This is a genomic window from Ruegeria sp. YKSD163 (genome assembly GCF_059612905.1).
This window is the reverse complement of sequence record NZ_JBXWRM010000013.1, coordinates 120,812-137,461: the sequence shown is the minus strand read 5'-3', so window position 1 is coordinate 137,461 and position 16,650 is coordinate 120,812. Positions and strand designations below refer to the sequence as shown.

Sequence of the window (16,650 nt, the reverse complement as noted above, 5' to 3'; positions counted from 1 at the left end):
CCACTCTGATTGATAATGTTCGCGCCAAAGGTTGGTGTTTCTGAAGATGGAAGTTCGCCGTAGTTCTACTCGGTTCCGCAAGATGAAGGGCGACCAGAGTCCCATTAAATGATGCTCGAACCGCCGAACGGATTTCTTCCCGGAATGTCCGGAAACCCACCGAAGTTCAGCAGGTTGCCGAACCGGCCCGCGCAGGTGTCGCGGCGCAGTTCACAGCCAAGGGCGATTGCCACGCTGGCGGTGGCGCCGACGTCGATCTCCGCCTCGAGCGTGGGCATGCGACTGGAGAGCGTCAGGGTGGCGCCGGCATGTCCAACGATGAAGCCCGGCAGGCCGGCATGGCGCAGAACGCCGCCGCGATACCAGCCGTCGGGCTGTGCGGCGGCCTCGGGCACGGTGATCTGCAAACCGGATCGGGCGGTGGCGGTGCCCGCAACCGGGAAATCCGCGATATCGAGCCGGCAGCCGCCGGCATAGAGCACATGGCGGCAGAGCCTCTGGTAGCGGGCGCGCACGCCTTGTCGACGCATTGCGGTGAAGAGTGACTCCGCCCGCAGAACGATCCGCACCCCTTCGACCTGGGCCGAGACGATGCGGCCTTTCCAATGGGCCACCAGCTCACCGGGCACCTGTTCATGGCCGCGGAATATCGTGAGCGTGGTGACAGCAGACCCCCGCGGCCCGAGCCAGCGGCGGGCGAAGGGATCGGATAGCGGGAAGGCGAGGGAAAGATCGACCCGGCGCGGATCGCCGCTCTGGACCACGTTGCCATGGGAGAGCGCAGAGGCGATCCAGAGCGTGTCACCCGGCTCATCGGCAAGGGTGCCGCCGGGCACCACCCAGTCCGCAGCCCGGCTGGTGAAGCGCCAGGTCTCCGGCCCCTCGGAAAAGCGATAGAGAAAGAGCGGTCGCGCGTCTGCGGTCGAGGTTTCCAATTGGTCATAGGTCATTGCGAAAGCCGCGGTCTGCGCGAGAAAGGTCCCGCATTAGTTTCCGAAAAGACAGTCGAAGTGTGGTATGGTGTGCCCGGGCGAGAAACATGTCGGGCACCTTCAGGGAGGAGTCCGATGATCAATTTCCAGAGAACCGCAAGTATCGCACCCGGCAAAGCCGGTCCGGCAATGGCATTTGCCCAGGAAATCGCCAAGACGTTCAAGGCGATGACGTCGCTTGATCTCACCGTCATGATGCCGGTGGGTGGGAACCCGAACCGCATTGCCTGGCGCACCAGCTACAAGGATCTCGCCCAAATGGATGAGGTCATGACGAAGATGATGTCGGATGCGAATTACATGTCGCAAGTTGCCTCGGCGGGAGATCTCTTCATCCCGGGTTCGGTAAACGACGAAATCTGGCGCACGGTCTGACGGCGACGGGCAGGATCGAGTTGGCCAGTGCCTTGCGGCGCTGTGGGAAGGCTTGTCCTCAACGATCTGGGTCTTCCGCAAGTCATAGGTCATGGGCTCAGAGCGGGTCCGGGGCTTCGATCGTGGGGAGGCTGACCTCGGTGCCGGTGGGACGGTGTTCGAACTCGATCCGGTCACTGTCGAGGCGGACGAGGGTCACCAGGTGGCCCCGGGTCGTGACCGGCACGTCCCGATCGAGCGGTGCGATGCCGAGGCGCAGGCCAAGCGGATCATAGGCGGCGCTCAGCACCTCCCGGAACAGCGGCACTCCGGGCAGATCGAGCAGCAGATGACGACCGACCCAGTCTGCAGGATCGAGACCCGGCGCCACGATCAGCACATCGTCGCCGGCAAGCGCCTCCTGCGAGAGAACAGCCTCCCGTCCCCAGGTCGGGAGCCAGAAGGCCCGGGCCCGGCCGCGCAGGTGATGGAGCCAGCGCCGCCGCGACCAGAGGGCCGCGCGGCCGATATCCTTGAGTGTCAGCACGGATCCGCGTTCCAAGAGATCGCGCAGCGGCTCGAAGATCACGGGGCCCATGTCGTTGTCGATCCCCTCGAAGCTCTGCGCCAGGGTCTCGGCCAGGGGCTGACGCAGGACACTCGGGTCCATCAGCACATCGCGGCCGCGATACCGCGGGATGCCGAGGAGCGTACTCAGCAACCTGTCCCGCAGGCTTTCCGCATCGCCCGGTGCAATCACCGGCACACCGTCAGCGCCGGTATTGTCGAGCATGGCCGTCCAGCTTGTATTGGGGAGCTCTATGTTGACCCCGTAGACCTCCACATCCGAGATCGCGTCCCGCAATTCCACGGCGGTGGCGGCGGACCCCAGCGGATAGGGCGCGCCATCTGTGAGAAACAGGATGATCCGGCGCTTGTTGCCCGCTCCGGCAAAGAAGCCCTGGGCTTCACTGAGCGCCATGGCAAAATCCGTGCCGCCCCTGAGGGCCGGGGGCATGGTCAGCCAGGTGGAAAGCGCTGTGAGATCTTGCAGATCGGCCTCGCGATGGAGCCGCATCTCCGAGACGACCTCGTTCCAGAGAACGATGCAGATGTCATTGCGCAGCGCCGGGGGCACACTGCCGGCCAGTTCATCGACCAGCGCCCGCACTGCTGCCATGGCCGCGGTGATCTTGTCCCCCGCCATCGAGGTACTGGTATCGACGGCGATATAGAGCGCGGTGCCGCGCAGCCCGGAGAGATCACCGCTCTCCTGAAGAAGGAACCGCGCGGTGACAAAGCCGAGATCCGCATGGTGCCGCTCGATCTCCAGCGGGGCCAGCAGACGGGCGCGGCGTGCCGGCGCGATCACCGGGTGGGAGAGGTCGACACCGGCCGGGGCCAGGAGATCGATCCTGTCGGGGTGAACATCTGCGACCTCGAACAGATGCGCGGGACCGCCATTGTTCGCGGCCACGGCAAAGCCCGGCGCGCGGTAGTCGGCATGAACCGCCGAGGCGGCCAGGCTCATGTCGCCTGCCAGGATACCCGTCCTGCTGCGCTCCGCCATGTGCCAGAGCGGCACGATCCAGGTCCCGGACAGGCCGCGCCGCGCCAGCGCGCCAGCCTCCGTGAGTCCCGGCCCGTCAAGCCGGTGGCGCAGGGTCAGGATCTCGCGTGGTGCTGTCCGTAGCGACAGGCGCTGTTCGCCCGCCTCGCTTTGCAGCACCTCGCTGCGCCACTCGAGCACTTCGGTTGCCGGACCATGCGCTGCAAAGGGCCAGGGAAGATCAGCCATCGAAGGCGCCCCGGTTGCGGCGGATCACGTTGAGGATGGCGCGTTCACCGGCGGGCGTTGCGAGATAGTCCCCCACCAGCCCCGGATCGAGCACGTTGATGATCCGCGGCGTGATCTGCGGGGCGGGCTGCGTTGTCCCGGCCTCCACCCCGAGCCGACCGCCGGGTCCCCGGCGCAGGGGCAAGATCGCCTCTGGCCCGGCCTCGCCCATGAGACCGATGCCGCGGGCAAAGGGAAACACCGTCGGGTGATCCACGATGCCACCTCTGGCAAAAGCGGCGACCTGGCCGCTCTGGGCAAAGACACCGCCCTTGGCAAAGCCGCCGCCGAAGAGACCGCCGATGGCCTTGGTGATCCAGCCGAAGAGACCGCCGCCGCCGCCGGATACCCCGCCACCGGCGAAGGCGCGGAAGAGCGCGTCCTCGATCGGCTTGAAGGCCGAGTCGATCAGGCGGTTGGCGAGGTTCTGGGCAATGCCGGACACCGCGCTTGCAAAGCTCTGCCAGCTCAGTTCGCCGGATTTGAGGGCTTCTTTCAGCGGGCCGGTGATATCCTCGGCCAGACCCTTGGCCAGATCCTTCGTGCGTTCGATGGCGGTCTTCGCTCCATCCCAGGCTTTTGCTCCGGCCTCTGCCGCCTGCTTCAGCGCGCCGCCGGCTCCGCTTGCGGCCGATCCCGCGCGGTCGAGCGCCGCATCGGTCTCGCTGAGGGCCGCGTTGAGCCGCTCCGTTGCGGCCGCAGCATCGGTGGCGGAATTGCCACTTTCGCCTGACCCTGCGACAGCAGCCCGAAGGGCATCGAAAGATGTGAGCGGTGCCTTGGCCTGCCCGGCAAGATCGGTGGACCTTGCCCGCGCCGAATCTGCACGTCCGCGCGCGGCCTCGGCAGCAGCAACCAGCCCGATATCCGGCACGGTGAGCGGATTGTCGGCAAAGGCACGGTCAAAGGCGGCTTGGGCAACGCTTGCCGCATTGGATGCGGCGCCTTCGAAGCGGTTTTCGATCTGGCCAAGGTCGAGATCGGGCACGATCGGAATGCGCCGCTCGACCCCGAGGGCTTCCAACCCGGCATTCACACCGGAGATGAAGCTGTTGATCCGGGTGACCACGCCATTGAGCATGGCCTCCACGCCCTCGATCAGGCTGTTGGCGGCCTGGAAGGCGATATCGCCGATCGCGGCCGGCAGCAGGCCCCAGACCGCCTTGATGGCTTCGAATGTTCCTTCAAAGCTGTTCACAGCGGCATTGGCAAAGCCGACAACCGCCTCGAGCGCGCCTTGCAGCGCGGAGGCTGCGGAGGCCTGAATGTCCGCAAAGGCTGCCATGGCCGAGGCCCCGACGCTTGCTGCGCCCATGCCGATCCGCTCCCATACCTCGGAGGCCAGATCGCCGAGCAGCGCCATCGCGTTGCCGAACCCGCCTGCGCCGGAGACGAGACGCGTGAATTGGAACACGAGTTCTCCTGCCCCGACGACGAGCGCGCCGATACCGGTGCGAATGAGCGCCCCGCGCAGGACGACGAGCGCGGTGGCGAACCCACGGACCGAGAGCGCGGCAGCGGCCAGCCCGGCGACCCAGCGGCCCGCGAGTAAGGTCGCGAAGGTGGCGGCATAGGTGGTCAGGCGGCCGATGTTGTCGAAGAGGCCGGTGAGGGCCCGCCCAAGTGGTCCGGTGCGGCTGGCGACTGTTGCCATGGCATTGGCCACCGTCTCGAGCGCCGGGGCCGTGGCGACGGCGAGCTGGTTCGAGAGCCCGCGCCAGATCAGGCCGAGCCGAGAGATCGCATCGTTGGTCCGCTCGATCTGGTCGGCATCCTGTTCGGAGACGACGACGCCGAAGGCGCGCACGTCTTCCGTCGCCTGGCGCAGTGTCGCGGTATCGATGCGCGACATGGCGATGGAGCCTTCCTCGCCGAAGAGCTGCCCCGCGACAGCCGCGCGTTGGGCTGCCGGCACAAATTCCTCGATCGCAGCATTGATCGCGCCGACACGCTGGTCCAGCGGCAGAGCAATCAGGTCGGTGGCCGATAATCCCAGCCGCTCTAGCGCGTCGGCGGCGGGACCGGTCCCGGCAGCGGCCTGGCTCAGACGACGGGTGAGGTCCTTGGTCGCCTGCTCGATGCCGGACATGGAAACACCCGCCAGCTCACCGGCACGCTCGAGCGTCTGAATCGAGGCGACCGTGGTCCCGAGCGATTGTGCCAGTTTCGCCTGCGCGTCGACGGTCTGCAGGCCGGAGCGGATCATGGCGACACCAGCTGCGGTCGCGGCGGCAACGGCGGCAGCTGTGGCCACCTTCACCCGGCGCGCAAAGCCCGCGAGCCGGGCGTTCGCCGCTTCCATCTCACGGGAAAGACGACCGAAGCCGCGCGACCCGGCCTCGCCGACACCTTCCAGCTCGGCACGCACCTGCCGTCCGCCGACTGCCGCAAGGCGGACAGACACACGTTTTTCAGCCATCGGGGCGTTCCATCTGTTCGTTGAGTTTGGCCACCATCACCGCTTCGATGACGGGTAGCAGTTCTGCCGCGGCGACCGGCGGCACGCCGAGCGCATCGCCGAGCGCGAGCCCCGCAGCAAGATCCCAGCCGATCACCGCGCCCGGCAAGACTCGCAGCTGGCCGCCGAGGCGGCCGACCAGGTCCCAGACCTGCCAGCCCTCATGCGTCAGGGGTTGGTTCGCGCGGCCTGGGCAGTCTTTGCACGTCCCTTCGCAGGCGTCGCAGTACCGATCACCCCCGCCGAAGGACCACTCGGCGAGAGCGCGGAGGCGTTTTTTTCCTGCTCCAGCAACAGGCCCTTCGAGACATAGGTCAGCTGGAAGGCCTCGAAGATGGGCCAGATGTCGAGCAGGGCGTCGATGGCCTCGGGGCTGGGATCGATGGGATTGCCGTCGGCGTCGCCGATGCCCTCCCAGGCGAGCACCGCCCGGCGAGCGAGCGCCTTTGCGAAGGCGACGGCGCGCTCTTCGTCGGAGGTCTCCTCAGGGCAGGCTTCCACGGCCGGGTCGCTGCGGGTCGCCACCATCAGTGCGGTGGTCAGCGGGCGCAGCTGCACCCGGACGCCAGGGGCGAGGTCATGCCAGCGGGGTGAGTTCGTCAGGTCGAGTGTCAGCATTCAATATACCTCAATGTCGTTGATCAGGGTGGCGGTGCACATCCGGCCAACGACGCTGTCGCGCGCGGCCTGCCAGTCGAAGGTGGCTTGCACCCCTTGCGGCCCGGAAATCTCGATGCGCGGGCGCGGCAGGTAGACGGCGTGCACGGTGAAGGTGAAACTCTCGCCCGAGGGCAGGACGTAGCCGAATTCGAGCTCACAGGGATCGCCGTTGATCGCCTGCGTCACCAGTGTGCTGTCGGCGAAACGCACCTCGATGGAGCCCGTCAGCGCCGCGATGGACGGGTCCGCGCCGTCGATGCGGCCATCCGAACGGATGGTCTCGATCCGGTCGAGGTTGTTGGCATAGGTGATGTCGGCCGAGACCACGTTGCCGAGGGCGGTGCCGTTGCGGGTGACCTGTCCGTTGAAATGGCCGAAGCGCTTCAGGGCAAGGTCCGCAAGCGCGCCCGCGCTGGAGGTGGTAGCGATCGTCTCGCCCTGTGCCACCAGCCGGGCCGTCGCGGTCAGCAGGCCCGACCGACCCATCTGCCAGCTCAGCTGATCGAGAACGGAGCCAGAATACATGGCGTATCGCGGCACCTCCGGCAGGGCGACCTCGATCGCCATCGAGGGCAGGGTCCAGCTGCCCGACCGGAACTCGTGCGTGTAGGGCCCGGAGCCCGACGTGTCCGGGTCGCCGAAAGCGGCCTTCAGCCAGAAGCCCAGAGCCTCGGCATCGAGCGGCACGACGACGTCGCCATCGGCGGTGACCGCGTCCTTGACCGGAGCCAGCGGGTCGCGGCCGTAACCAAGAAGCTCAGAGTTCAGCAGCGGCTGCTCAGCGCCGAGCGTGGTGCTGGCGAAAGGCATCTTCGTGTAGCCGCTGGTGGGCGGCGTGCCATAGACGGTCTCGAACGCAAGCGCCATCTGCGCCCGCGCGCCCTGTGCGCGTGCCATGGGGGTCTCCTTGGATGGTGAGGAATGTCAGGCCAGCGGCCCGGTCGTGGTGTAATGCAGGACGACGGTGATCAATGCCGCCTTCAGCGAGGCAGCGCCCTCGACGGGCAGATCGACCGGGGCCGGGGCCTCGGGCTCGACCCAGTCGCAGAGGCCGCCCAGCGTGCGGTCAGCCTCCAGTGCCGTGCCGATCTCGACGATCAGGTCATCGAACGCGCCGGCACGGTCGCTGCTCGCCTGGACGACGACCTCCAGTTCGGCCCGGTGCTGGTAATGGTAGCGCAGGGGTGAGAGCGTCACCTCTGGCTCGCCCGGCTGGCCATCGCGCAGGATGATCAGCCCGGCCGCCGGGATCCGTTCAGGCAGTACTTCGTCACGCACTGTGAGGGCGGCAAGAGGTTGGAGCCGCGCGTGCAGCGCTACGAGAGCAGTTGAACGAATTGTGGACATCTTAATAAGCGCAGATCATAATGATTTTAGTATGTAGCTGGAACTGGGCATATGGAAAAAGACTCCGCTTGGCTTCACCACGACATTTTTGAAGGCCCTTTGTCTAAAGATTTTCCTGGAGAAAAGAGTTTTTCGGTTATTAGGGTTTTGCTGAATTTTGAGGGTGTCGATGGTTCATGGCAGAATTTTTCCTGCCGTGGAGGCCGCCTTCATCTTGATGTCTTAAGTAGAACTATCCAAGTGCTTGATGATTATGGGGTTGGCAAGAGTAGCATTTTTTCTTTCTTGCAGTTTATTTTTTGTCACTATTTGGGTTCCCTGTATCCTGATCTTTCAGAAGATAAAAGGTTGTTGCGTTGCGGGTCGGTTGCTGATTCGTGGCGTTTAATTTATCTTGCAATCGAGTGTGGTGTAATTCCAGTGGATAATATTTCTGGAATTCTTAATAAACTGGAGATCGGCGATACTGACGTGTGTGATGAGGATCGCCTTTATTTTTGGTCCGTGATGGTCAATGCAGCTACCTATGACGGGGATGGTGAAGATCTCTACAAATTTGGAGTTCCTTTTTCCTGTATTCAAGGCAGGTTTCCGGATGTGATGGCTTGGCGTGCTCACCTGCTATTTATCTATGGGCAAGACGGTGACGAGGTGTTGGCACTTGATATGGCTGTTGAGGCCGCGTTCTCAGGTTCAAAGCTGGCTTGGGTTTGTCTCAATGATTGGGCTTTTTCTCGCAAGTACGCCGATCGAGTGCTTGAAAAAATTATCGATTTTGGCCGAGAGTCCAATGTGCTTTCGAAAAATGAATTGCCGGCTTTTGCTGTGGATAGAATTTCCGAATTAATTGAAGATTGGGGATAGTCTCGCCGCGGGCCCAATATCTAATTGTCAATCGTAAAATCTGATCTTGCGCATGAATAACGTCTCTTTGCAGATCCAACCGCTTGCGCAGCCTGACCTGCGGCACAAGCAGGAAGATCGGCACCGTGGTCAGCCCCCGTCCGGTCTTTAACCGTGACGCCACCGCACGCCCCTTCGAATTCAGCCGCCCCTCTGCCACCAGCAGGCTCGGGCCCCGTCGACGATAGATGAACCGCAGGCGCAGCCCCGTGCGGCGCTCCCATTCGCCGGGGGTGATGCGACCACCGCGCATGGATTTTCCCGCCGCCGCTGTGGGGATCGCCAGCCAGAACCCATCGCGTGAGCGGATCAGCGGGCCTGTGTCATGCGCACCGATGATGACCGGGGCCTTGGACCAGACCAGCGCCGCGGCGTTGAGGCTCTCACCCGCCTTCGGGTAGGTGGCGAGGCGGATCGAGTTCGCCAGCCGCCGACCAAGTCCCGCTTGCGCGATCTGCCCGCGCCAGGCGGTCTTGAGCCCGGTGCCAGCCTCGCGCATAGCGGCGGTGACGGCCTTTTCGCCGGCCTTCACTTCGGCCGCCATCATCGCAACGATGTCAGGATCAATGTCGAGCTTCAGCTTCATTCGGGCCGCAGGTTCAGCGTCCAGATCAGCCGCTCGCGGTCGCGCAGAGGTTCGCCCTGGATCACGTGACTGTCGGCGCCGATGACGATCAGATCCCCGGGGCGCGGGTCGGGGAGATCGGCCACGCGCACGTCCACCATGGTCGTGTCGCTGACGAAGCGCCCGGCGCCGAAGTCTGTGACGCGATCGGGCGCGCGGGCGATGATGCGGATCGGGCGTTCCTCGGAGGTGGTGGCAGAGATCCAGAGCGCCGGTGCCGCCATGGACGCATGGGTGAAGATGCGGTCCATGGCGGCGGCAAAGACGGACATGAAGATATCCGCCGGTGTCAGTTCGACGTGTGCAGTCGGACGGCCAGCCGCGGCCGCTTGTTGACCGGCAGGATCGAGGCCTCGGTCATCACGTCGATCCAGCGGCCCTTCTCGTCGAGATGCTGGCTGGCGTAGAGCGGCAGGCCGATCGTGTTGGCGGTTTCCAGCAGGTTGGCCGGGCCGCCATACGTTGTGAACGTGTCCATGGTCCCGAGCGGGAAGGCGATGCCCTCACTCGCCGGCACCAGCCGTTCGATGGCTTTCGTCGAAAGCGTGACGGTGCCGGCATATTCTTCGAAGAGGATGCCGCCGAAGGGAAAGTTGCGGCGGACATCTTCGCGCAGCGGCTGGGCGCCGGTCGCAGCGTAGAACTTGTAGGCCTCCTCGACCTTCGGGTGGCTGATCAACTTGTCGAAGAACTCGCGACTGACAAGGGCGTGCACGCTGGTCATCGCCTCGCCCAGAAGATTGTCTTCGATCGCGCGCAGCACCTCACGCACCTTGCCCTGCACATTGGTGCCGGCGGTGCCGAGCAGGAAGTCGACCGAGATCTGTGCGAGGCCAAATTCGGTGAAGTAATTGTAGAGGGTGAACCCGGCCCCATCCTTCACGATCCCGCGCAGGGCGTTCATCTCCATGTATTCGCGGGTCTGGGCATGTTTGCGCCGCATGAGCAGAAGCTTGCGGTTCATCACCTCGACCAGAGTATCGGCGACATCGAAGGTCCCGAGGGCAGGTTGCCCCTGGATGTCGGCCGGCAGGATCACGTCATCATGCGGGATCCAGGGCAGAGCGAAGCTGCGCATCGAGCGCCCCTCACGCGTGCCGACAGTGGCGGGACCGCCGAGCGGCACCGAGGGCAAAAGGCTCAGCACACCTTCGTGCTGTTCGATGATCACCGAGCGCTGGCTGACGCCCTCGAAGCGGAACAGGCAGATCTGGCCGAGACGGGTGTAGAGGTTGGGCAGGATATTGATGGCCTGCGTCATCTCGGCCAGCGAATAGCCGCCAGCGTCAAAGGGATTGCGAACGAGGGTCATGGGGCGCTCCGGAGATGTTGGGGGAAAGGGCGTCAGACGCCGTCGCGGGCGATGATGCCGACGGCAGCAAGTTGGGCGATCTTGGCGGAGATCTTGGTGCCGTCATCGACGGTGGCGTCATAGGCGAGGCCTGCGCGCGAGACGATCGAGGGGCCACGGACGACCACGATGCCGGTGGCATCCGCCAGTGTGGCATCGACGGCATAGAGCAGCACGGCGGTTGCGGTCTGCGCACCATCCGAGCCGGTCGCGGTCGCCAGCTTGTATTTGCCGCTGGCGGTGATCTGGCCGAGCACCGAGCCGACCGGATAAGGCATGCCTTGCAGCAGAGTGATCACTTCACGGGTGTAGTTCGGATTGACCTCATATTTGAGGACATCGCCCATGCTGGGCGGTTCCGTCAGGACGGGCATTGGTCAGTCTCCATGATTTTGGGGATTTGGGCGCTGGGTCAGCGCCTGGCGTTGGTCGCGGTTTTTCTGGCGGCCGCGATGATCGGGCTGTCTTTTGCGGCGGCCGCTGCCGGTGCGGTGGCGACGATGCCAGCGGCATCGCCGCGGGCAGCAAGGTCGGCCAGCACGCGGGCGCGCAGAGCCTCGGGTTTGATGCCACGCGCGACGGCATCGGCCGCATCGATGGTCACACCGAGCCGGGCCGCTTGGGCACAGACCTGCGCCACCTCGGCGGCCTCGGCGCGAATGGCCTCGGCGGTCATGGCTGCTGCTTCTGGTGTCGGCGCGGCAGGTGCCGGAGCGTCCGTTGCAGGCGTGGCGGCAGCGACCGACGGTTCGGTCGTGGTCGGGGCGGCGGCTTCATCGGGGGGAATGGCAGTTGCGGCCGGGTTGGGAGTGTCGGTGGGCGTGGTCGTCATCTCTGGACCCTTTCTACTGGTGGGATTGGAGCCGCGTGGCGTGGCAGCGAAGGCGTGGAAGGCGGTGACGGGATCGGTGATTTCGTCAGCCAGACCTGCCGCGATGGCATCGGCACCGCGGAAGACGGCTGCTTCCGTGGCCAGCGCCGCCGCCTGTGTCAGCCGATCCCCTCGACCGGCCGCGACGGTTTCGGCGAAGAGGAAGCGCACGACTTCTAGTTCGCGCTGCATCTGGTTGTGCACAGCTTCCGGCAGAGGTTGATACGGATTGGCATCGATCTTGTGCGATCCGGCATGGATCAGCGTGACGGCGATGCCCTTCTGATCCAGCGCCCCGCTCATGTCGGTGTGCATGGCCACGACACCGATGCTGCCGACCGCACCGGTGCGGGGCAGGATGATCCGGTCGGCCTGCGATGCCAGAACGTAACCTGCGGACAGGGCATGTTCGGTGACAAAAGCCTGCACCGGCTTTTGCGCCCGCGCGGCGCGGATGCGGTCGGCCAGATCGAAAACCCCGGCGACCTCACCGCCAAAGCTGTCGATGTCGAGCGCAATGCCGTGAACGGCCGGGTCGGCCAGCGCCGCCTGCAGCTGAGCTACGATGCCTTCATATGAGGTCAGGCCCGAGGATTGCCCGATCCACGCACCGCGATGGACAAGCGTTCCGGCGATCTCGATGACGGCAATTCCGTCGATCGTGGCGAAGGGCTGGCTCCCATTACGCTGATGGCGCTGGGCGAGGTCATTGCCAAACAGCGATGGCCGGGCAGCGAGGGCAGCGTGTTCGACCTCGCCAGAGGGCAGATCGACGCCTTGAAATGTAATTTCCTGCCCGGTGATGCGCGGCCCCAACCCCGACAGGAACGCCAGCGCCTTGGCCGGATCGACCATCAACGGGGTGTTGAAGGCGCGCTGGGCGATCTGGGCGTGGTGCATCATGCGCCCTCCCTGAAGTCGGGTTTTTCATCAGCGCTCTCGTCCGCCTCGTCGTCCCTGGCGCTGTCTTGATCCGTGTCGTTCACCCCACCTTCGCCCGGCCCCTGTGCGGGCGATCCCGGGCGGCGGAAGTCGAGGCCCAGCGCCAGCTCGCGTTTGCGCTCAGCGGCGATCTCGCGATCAACCTGTTCGGCGTCATAGCCACGCTCCGAGAGGGCTTGCGTGCGGGATTTCAGGCCCGCTTCGATCTGCAGGATCTCGGCCGAGGCGTCCTTCATCGGATCGATCCAATCCCATTTGGTCGGCAGCCAAGCGCAAGCCTGATATTGCCGCCGCTGGCTGTCGTAACCGGGCAGGTCCAGCGCGCCTGACAGCACGGCAGTGTCCATCCAGCGCACCCAGACCGCGCGGCACAGCTGGAACACCAGCACACCATGCTGCCAGGCGGAGATGCGGCGGCGGAATTCGATCAGCGAGATGCGGGTGTTGGAGAAGTTACCCTTCGCCGTGTCGCCGGTCAGGTATCCATAGGGGATGCCCAGCGCCGCCGCGATCTGCAGCAGGGTCCGATACTGGAACGGCTCATAGGTGCCGCCGGAGTCAGGGGTTGCCGGGGTCGAGACATCTTCGCCGGGGTCAAGCCGCACCACCTGGCCGGGTTCAACCTCCAGATCCTCCTCGGTCGGTTCCAGCGGGGTTTCCGGGGCTGGCGAGGTGATGAACATCGCAAACATTGCCGCGATCTTTTTGCGCTCCAACTCGGCATCGTCATAGAGGTCCAGCGTGAACAGCTTGACGATGGCGGCGGCGAACCGCGACACACCGCGCAGCTGCCCGGCCTCGACTGGGTCCAGCACATGGATCACATCTGCAGCCGGGATACGGACGGTTTCCCCTGCAAGGCCGGGATCGGTCAGATCACCCGGGTGACGGCGCAGGAAGTGATAGGCGACACGGCGTCCGATCCCGTCGAATTCGATCCCCTGACGGATCAGCCCTGCGCCGGGCAATTCGCGGTTCATGTCCAGCGGCAGCATTTCTGCAGGGAGCATCTGCAATTGCAGCGGAACCGTCAGTCCGTCCTCCGCCCGGCGGGGCCGGATGCGGATAAAGACCTCGCCCGAGAGATAGACCTCGCGCGCGGCGCGGCGCTGCAGCCCGTAGAAATCGGTCAGCCCTTCGGCATCGGCGTCATCGGTCCAGGCAAGCCACAGCGCCTGCAACTCTTCCTTCTTCGCCGCATCGCCGATGGTCGAAGAGGGTTTGATGCCATCGCCGACGACGTTACTCGCGAAGGATTCCACGGCATTGGCCGCATAGCCATTATTACGAACCAGCCAGCGTGCGCGGGCGGTGATAGTGTCGCCAGAGGCTGCGATCAACGTGTTCACATGGGCGCGGGATGCCCGGAATCCGCGCAGCCGCCGATGGGCTTGGGCCGCATCGAAACCCCCGATGATGCTGCCGATGCGCTGACGAAAAGCTTCAAACGCCATGGGTCACAGACCTTTTGAGGCAACGGTGCCCCAGCGACGGCGGCGGTGTGGGGTGCCAGCCGCGATGGCAATTCTGGCCTCCAGATCACCGATTGCGGTCGCCAGTTCAGCGTCTGAGCCATAGGTGATGGTCTTGCCGTCATAGCTGACCGAGCGGACGCCCGCGTAACGCGCCTCCTGCAGCGCGGCCAGAAGCGCGCGCATCCGTTCCAGATCCATCTCAGTCCCTCATGAAGTTCGGCGTGTAAGCCCGGCGTTTCCGCCGCGGCGTGGTCAGTGTTCCGGCCTTGGGCGGGGTCAGAGATTCTGGTGCCGCAGGATTTGTTACCGGCATTGGGGGCTTGGTCTCGACCCCGGCCTGTTCTTCAAGCCGCCGCCATGTGGCCTCGTCCCAGCGATCCGCGCCCATGATCCATGCGGCAGCCCGCGCATAAACCCGGCAGTCCAGCGCCTCGTTCCTCTCCCGCATCTTCTGCCATTCGGGGTGGGCGTAGCCGCGCTTGTTGCGCACCGTGACCAGCTGTTCGGCCACCAGCTGCTTCAGCCACTCGGTGTCGATCCAGTCGGGCAGATGCACGGTACCGGGGGCGTCCAGGACGCGCAGCTCGCGATCCTCATCCGAAGGCCGTTCCAGCCGCAGGAAGCGATACGTCTCGGTCTTGAACGTCGCCGTGGCCACCGACCAGAGCCGTGCGCCCCGGCGCAGGCGCTTGCCGCCAATGGTGGCGTCGACGAAGGTCGGGCCCGACACGGGCGTCGCCCGGTTGAAGCCCTCGAGGCCTTTGACGGGAGCAACCTGATCGAACCCCTGCGCGCGCGCCCAGGCATAAACGGCTGCGGCCTCATAGCCGGTGTCGATGGCCAGCTTGCCGATCACCATCACCGCCCCGTTGGCGCAGACCCATGTGCGCCCCAAGAGGGCGGTCAGCTGGTCCCAGCAGGCCGGATCGTCCGGCCCACCGGCAATGACGATATGATCGACGAGCCAGCTCTCAAGACCCCGCCCCCAGGCCCAGACATCGACCTCGATGCGGTCCTTCTGCACATCGGCGCCAGCTGTCAGGAACAGACCACCGACGGGGATGTGCGCGCCTGCATAAGCCTCGCGCCGTTCGGCCAGCCGCTGCCATTCCGGCGCATCGCCTGACTCGACCCATGTCTCGCCCAGCAGGGTGTTGCGCGCGGCGCGCAGCATGTCCTCCGAGCCTTGGGCGGCCAGCCAGTCCCGCGCGATCTGCTGCCAGCTTTTCCAGCCCAAGGGCGAATAGAGCGCCGAGAGGTGGAAGCCGATGGAATGCGGGTCGGCGGACACGGCCGTGGCGCGCCATTCCCCGCGCTCCAGCATCTGCGTCTTGTGATGCTCGGCGATGGGTTTGTCGCAACCCTCGCAGTGATAGGCCGCGGTGTCGGGTCGCCCCTTGTCCCAGCGCAGGCGTTCGAACTGCAGCCACTGCATCGCGCCGCAATGTGGACAGGGCACGAAGTACCGCCGCTGGTCGCTGGCCTGATATTCCCGCTCGATCCGGCTGAAGCCCCGGATCGTGGGCGTCGACACCATGAACACCTTGCGCCGGTGCGAGAAGGTGGTGGTCCGCGCTTCGGCCAGCGTGACCGGATCGCCTTCCTCGTCGGCCGAGGCCGGATAGGCGTCGACCTCGTCGAGGAAGATGTAGCGCGCCGGCATCGAGCGCAGGCCGGTGGCGGAGTTGGCCCCGGTCAGCACCAGGATGCCGCCCGGGAATTCCTTGGACAGCATCGAATTGCCCGCGTCGCGCGACCGGGCAGGCTGCACCCGTTCCTTCAGCGCCGGACTGTCCCCGATCAGCGGGTCGATCCGCCCGCGCGAGGTGCGTTTCGCCATCTCCACCGTCGGCAGCACCGCCAGCATCGGCCCCGGCGCGTGATGGATGACGAAGCCGATCCAGTTGTTGCCAGCCTCTGTCGCGCCCACCTGCGCGGCCTTCATGAAGCTGATCCGTTGCGCCGGGTGCTTTGGTGACAGCGCATCCATGATCTCGCGCAGGTACGGCGTCCGCGCCGTGCGGTATTGCCCGGGTTCGGCCGACGCCCGGGAGGACAGCTTGCGGTGCTGATCCGCCCATTCCGACACGGTCAGGTCCGGGTCCGGGCGCATCCCGTGACGCCAGGCGCGCAGCATATCCTCGGCCCCGTCAAACCCAAGATCGAGATCGACGGTCAGATCATCGTTGGCCGTGTCGTCACTGTCCGAGGCTGACCCGGAGATCGGCAAGGGCGTCGAGTTGCGCTCTGACATGGGTTTCCAGCACCCTCTGCAGGATCGCGGCCTCGATCATCACCGGTTTGCCGGATTGCTTTTCCACCTCCATGGCCACTTCAGCCGCCATCAGCGCCGCCACTCTGCTGGGCCAGGTGACCCAGACATCGCGTTCCTGACGTGCGAGGCGAAACACCAGCGTTTCGGCGCGCGCCCGGTCAACCAGAACGCCCTTCTTCTTCTGGATTGCCAGCTGGCGTTCCTGCGCCTGGTAGACCGTCAGCGCGGTGCGGGCTTTCAGGTAGGACGAGCTGTCCGCGGGGCCCGAGAGGCTGGCATCGCCGCCGGTGCTGCGCCGCTGCTGGTCTGGGTCGGTCATGTCGGCCCGGCGCACGTCCGACGCGGCGGCGTTGATCGAGCCATCGCTATAAACCACCAGCCGACCGGCTTTGCGGGCCTTCTGGATCGCCCCACGGGACAGACCGGAATGGGCGGAATATTCGCGCTCCGACATGCCTTCCAACGACGTCACCTGATCCGATTATAAATCAATGATATTGCTCGGTATTTCGTTGATTAAGCTCGCCCGGAGAGCGATTCTGATCACACCAGAAAGATGC

Annotated in this window: 18 protein-coding genes; 2 read left to right on the top strand and 16 right to left on the bottom strand. The window is 65.1% G+C overall.

What is annotated here, in order from left to right:
- Positions 1-104: 104 nt before the first annotated feature.
- Positions 105-950 (bottom strand): phage BR0599 family protein, encoded by an 846-nt coding sequence (locus tag AC2FNA_RS17235; protein ID WP_496828625.1) that lies wholly within the window; start codon positions 948-950, stop codon positions 105-107.
- A gap of 117 nt (positions 951-1,067) precedes the next feature.
- On the opposite strand from AC2FNA_RS17235, the gene AC2FNA_RS17230 reads away from it, so the two are divergent.
- Complete coding sequence (locus tag AC2FNA_RS17230; protein ID WP_496828623.1) at positions 1,068-1,367, top strand: hypothetical protein; 300 nt, start codon at positions 1,068-1,070, stop codon at positions 1,365-1,367.
- A gap of 97 nt (positions 1,368-1,464) precedes the next feature.
- Here the strand turns inward: AC2FNA_RS17230 and AC2FNA_RS17225 are convergent, their stop codons facing one another.
- Genes AC2FNA_RS17225 through AC2FNA_RS17200 form a run of 6 tightly spaced genes read right to left on the bottom strand, consistent with a single transcriptional unit; the run spans position 1,465 to position 7,648 of the window.
- On the bottom strand, positions 1,465-3,144 hold the full coding sequence (locus AC2FNA_RS17225; RefSeq protein ID WP_496828621.1) for a vWA domain-containing protein: 1,680 nt from the start codon (positions 3,142-3,144) through the stop codon (positions 1,465-1,467).
- Entirely contained in the window at positions 3,137-5,602 is a 2,466-nt protein-coding gene (locus AC2FNA_RS17220; protein ID WP_496828619.1) for a phage tail tape measure protein, read from the bottom strand. The genes AC2FNA_RS17225 and AC2FNA_RS17220 overlap by 8 nt, the downstream gene beginning before the upstream one ends.
- The gene (locus AC2FNA_RS17215; RefSeq protein ID WP_496828617.1) at positions 5,595-5,750 is read right to left on the bottom strand and encodes a DUF7697 family protein; all 156 of its coding nucleotides are present in this window, start codon (positions 5,748-5,750) and stop codon (positions 5,595-5,597) included. The genes AC2FNA_RS17220 and AC2FNA_RS17215 overlap by 8 nt, the downstream gene beginning before the upstream one ends.
- Positions 5,751-5,809: 59 nt before the next feature.
- On the bottom strand, positions 5,810-6,259 hold the full coding sequence (locus AC2FNA_RS17210; protein WP_496828615.1) for a phage-derived protein YdaY family protein: 450 nt from the start codon (positions 6,257-6,259) through the stop codon (positions 5,810-5,812).
- Positions 6,260-7,198 carry a phage tail tube protein gene (locus tag AC2FNA_RS17205; RefSeq protein ID WP_496828613.1) on the bottom strand — a complete coding sequence of 313 codons (939 nt, stop codon included), beginning with the start codon at positions 7,196-7,198 and terminating at the stop codon, positions 6,260-6,262. It lies immediately after the preceding gene.
- Between the two features lie 27 nt (positions 7,199-7,225).
- Positions 7,226-7,648: an acyl-CoA transferase gene (locus tag AC2FNA_RS17200; protein WP_496828611.1), complete on the bottom strand. Its 423-nt coding sequence runs from the start codon at positions 7,646-7,648 to the stop codon at positions 7,226-7,228.
- Between the two features lie 51 nt (positions 7,649-7,699).
- Here AC2FNA_RS17200 and AC2FNA_RS17195 point away from each other — a divergent pair, with 51 nt between their 5' ends.
- Complete coding sequence (locus AC2FNA_RS17195; protein ID WP_496828609.1) at positions 7,700-8,512, top strand: hypothetical protein; 813 nt, start codon at positions 7,700-7,702, stop codon at positions 8,510-8,512.
- On the opposite strand, the gene AC2FNA_RS17190 is transcribed toward AC2FNA_RS17195, so the two are convergent.
- Genes AC2FNA_RS17190 through AC2FNA_RS17150 form a run of 9 tightly spaced genes read right to left on the bottom strand, consistent with a single transcriptional unit; the run spans position 8,415 to position 16,553 of the window.
- The gene (locus AC2FNA_RS17190; protein WP_496828607.1) at positions 8,415-9,137 is read right to left on the bottom strand and encodes a DUF6441 family protein; all 723 of its coding nucleotides are present in this window, start codon (positions 9,135-9,137) and stop codon (positions 8,415-8,417) included. The two genes, AC2FNA_RS17195 and AC2FNA_RS17190, sit on opposite strands and share 98 nt — an antisense overlap.
- Complete coding sequence (locus AC2FNA_RS17185; RefSeq protein ID WP_496828605.1) at positions 9,134-9,448, bottom strand: head-tail joining protein; 315 nt, start codon at positions 9,446-9,448, stop codon at positions 9,134-9,136. The genes AC2FNA_RS17190 and AC2FNA_RS17185 overlap by 4 nt, the downstream gene beginning before the upstream one ends.
- A gap of 17 nt (positions 9,449-9,465) precedes the next feature.
- A complete protein-coding gene (locus AC2FNA_RS17180) occupies positions 9,466-10,488 on the bottom strand; it encodes a major capsid protein (RefSeq protein ID WP_496828604.1) in 1,023 nt (340 codons plus the stop codon).
- 32 nt (positions 10,489-10,520) lie between these two features.
- Positions 10,521-10,901, bottom strand: a complete 381-nt coding sequence (locus AC2FNA_RS17175; protein WP_496828602.1) for a head decoration protein — start codon at positions 10,899-10,901, stop codon at positions 10,521-10,523.
- A gap of 38 nt (positions 10,902-10,939) precedes the next feature.
- Complete coding sequence (locus tag AC2FNA_RS17170; RefSeq protein ID WP_496828655.1) at positions 10,940-12,298, bottom strand: S49 family peptidase; 1,359 nt, start codon at positions 12,296-12,298, stop codon at positions 10,940-10,942.
- The gene (locus AC2FNA_RS17165; protein WP_496828600.1) at positions 12,298-13,794 is read right to left on the bottom strand and encodes a phage portal protein; all 1,497 of its coding nucleotides are present in this window, start codon (positions 13,792-13,794) and stop codon (positions 12,298-12,300) included. The genes AC2FNA_RS17170 and AC2FNA_RS17165 overlap by 1 nt, the downstream gene beginning before the upstream one ends.
- 3 nt (positions 13,795-13,797) lie before the next feature.
- A complete protein-coding gene (locus tag AC2FNA_RS17160) occupies positions 13,798-14,013 on the bottom strand; it encodes a phage head-tail joining protein (protein WP_496828598.1) in 216 nt (71 codons plus the stop codon).
- 1 nt (position 14,014) lies between these two features.
- Positions 14,015-16,069: a phage terminase large subunit family protein gene (locus AC2FNA_RS17155; protein ID WP_496828596.1), complete on the bottom strand. Its 2,055-nt coding sequence runs from the start codon at positions 16,067-16,069 to the stop codon at positions 14,015-14,017.
- Positions 16,014-16,553, bottom strand: a complete 540-nt coding sequence (locus AC2FNA_RS17150; RefSeq protein WP_496828594.1) for a hypothetical protein — start codon at positions 16,551-16,553, stop codon at positions 16,014-16,016. The genes AC2FNA_RS17155 and AC2FNA_RS17150 overlap by 56 nt, the downstream gene beginning before the upstream one ends.
- Positions 16,554-16,650: the final 97 nt, after the last annotated feature.

What these genes read in the sequence shown, in the direction of transcription:
- AC2FNA_RS17235 (WP_496828625.1), bottom strand. Translation starts at nt 950, where the DNA reads ATGACCTATGACCAATTGGAAACCTCGACCGCAGACGCGCGACCGCTC.
- AC2FNA_RS17230 (WP_496828623.1), top strand. Translation starts at nt 1,068, where the DNA reads ATGATCAATTTCCAGAGAACCGCAAGTATCGCACCCGGCAAAGCCGGT.
- AC2FNA_RS17225 (WP_496828621.1), bottom strand. Translation starts at nt 3,144, where the DNA reads ATGGCTGATCTTCCCTGGCCCTTTGCAGCGCATGGTCCGGCAACCGAA.
- AC2FNA_RS17220 (WP_496828619.1), bottom strand. Translation starts at nt 5,602, where the DNA reads ATGGCTGAAAAACGTGTGTCTGTCCGCCTTGCGGCAGTCGGCGGACGG.
- AC2FNA_RS17210 (WP_496828615.1), bottom strand. Translation starts at nt 6,259, where the DNA reads ATGCTGACACTCGACCTGACGAACTCACCCCGCTGGCATGACCTCGCC.
- AC2FNA_RS17205 (WP_496828613.1), bottom strand. Translation starts at nt 7,198, where the DNA reads ATGGCACGCGCACAGGGCGCGCGGGCGCAGATGGCGCTTGCGTTCGAG.
- AC2FNA_RS17200 (WP_496828611.1), bottom strand. Translation starts at nt 7,648, where the DNA reads ATGTCCACAATTCGTTCAACTGCTCTCGTAGCGCTGCACGCGCGGCTC.
- AC2FNA_RS17195 (WP_496828609.1), top strand. Translation starts at nt 7,700, where the DNA reads ATGGAAAAAGACTCCGCTTGGCTTCACCACGACATTTTTGAAGGCCCT.
- AC2FNA_RS17190 (WP_496828607.1), bottom strand. Translation starts at nt 9,137, where the DNA reads ATGAAGCTGAAGCTCGACATTGATCCTGACATCGTTGCGATGATGGCG.
- AC2FNA_RS17185 (WP_496828605.1), bottom strand. Translation starts at nt 9,448, where the DNA reads ATGTCCGTCTTTGCCGCCGCCATGGACCGCATCTTCACCCATGCGTCC.
- AC2FNA_RS17180 (WP_496828604.1), bottom strand. Translation starts at nt 10,488, where the DNA reads ATGACCCTCGTTCGCAATCCCTTTGACGCTGGCGGCTATTCGCTGGCC.
- AC2FNA_RS17175 (WP_496828602.1), bottom strand. Translation starts at nt 10,901, where the DNA reads ATGCCCGTCCTGACGGAACCGCCCAGCATGGGCGATGTCCTCAAATAT.
- AC2FNA_RS17170 (WP_496828655.1), bottom strand. Translation starts at nt 12,298, where the DNA reads ATGCACCACGCCCAGATCGCCCAGCGCGCCTTCAACACCCCGTTGATG.
- AC2FNA_RS17165 (WP_496828600.1), bottom strand. Translation starts at nt 13,794, where the DNA reads ATGGCGTTTGAAGCTTTTCGTCAGCGCATCGGCAGCATCATCGGGGGT.
- AC2FNA_RS17160 (WP_496828598.1), bottom strand. Translation starts at nt 14,013, where the DNA reads ATGGATCTGGAACGGATGCGCGCGCTTCTGGCCGCGCTGCAGGAGGCG.
- AC2FNA_RS17155 (WP_496828596.1), bottom strand. Translation starts at nt 16,069, where the DNA reads ATGTCAGAGCGCAACTCGACGCCCTTGCCGATCTCCGGGTCAGCCTCG.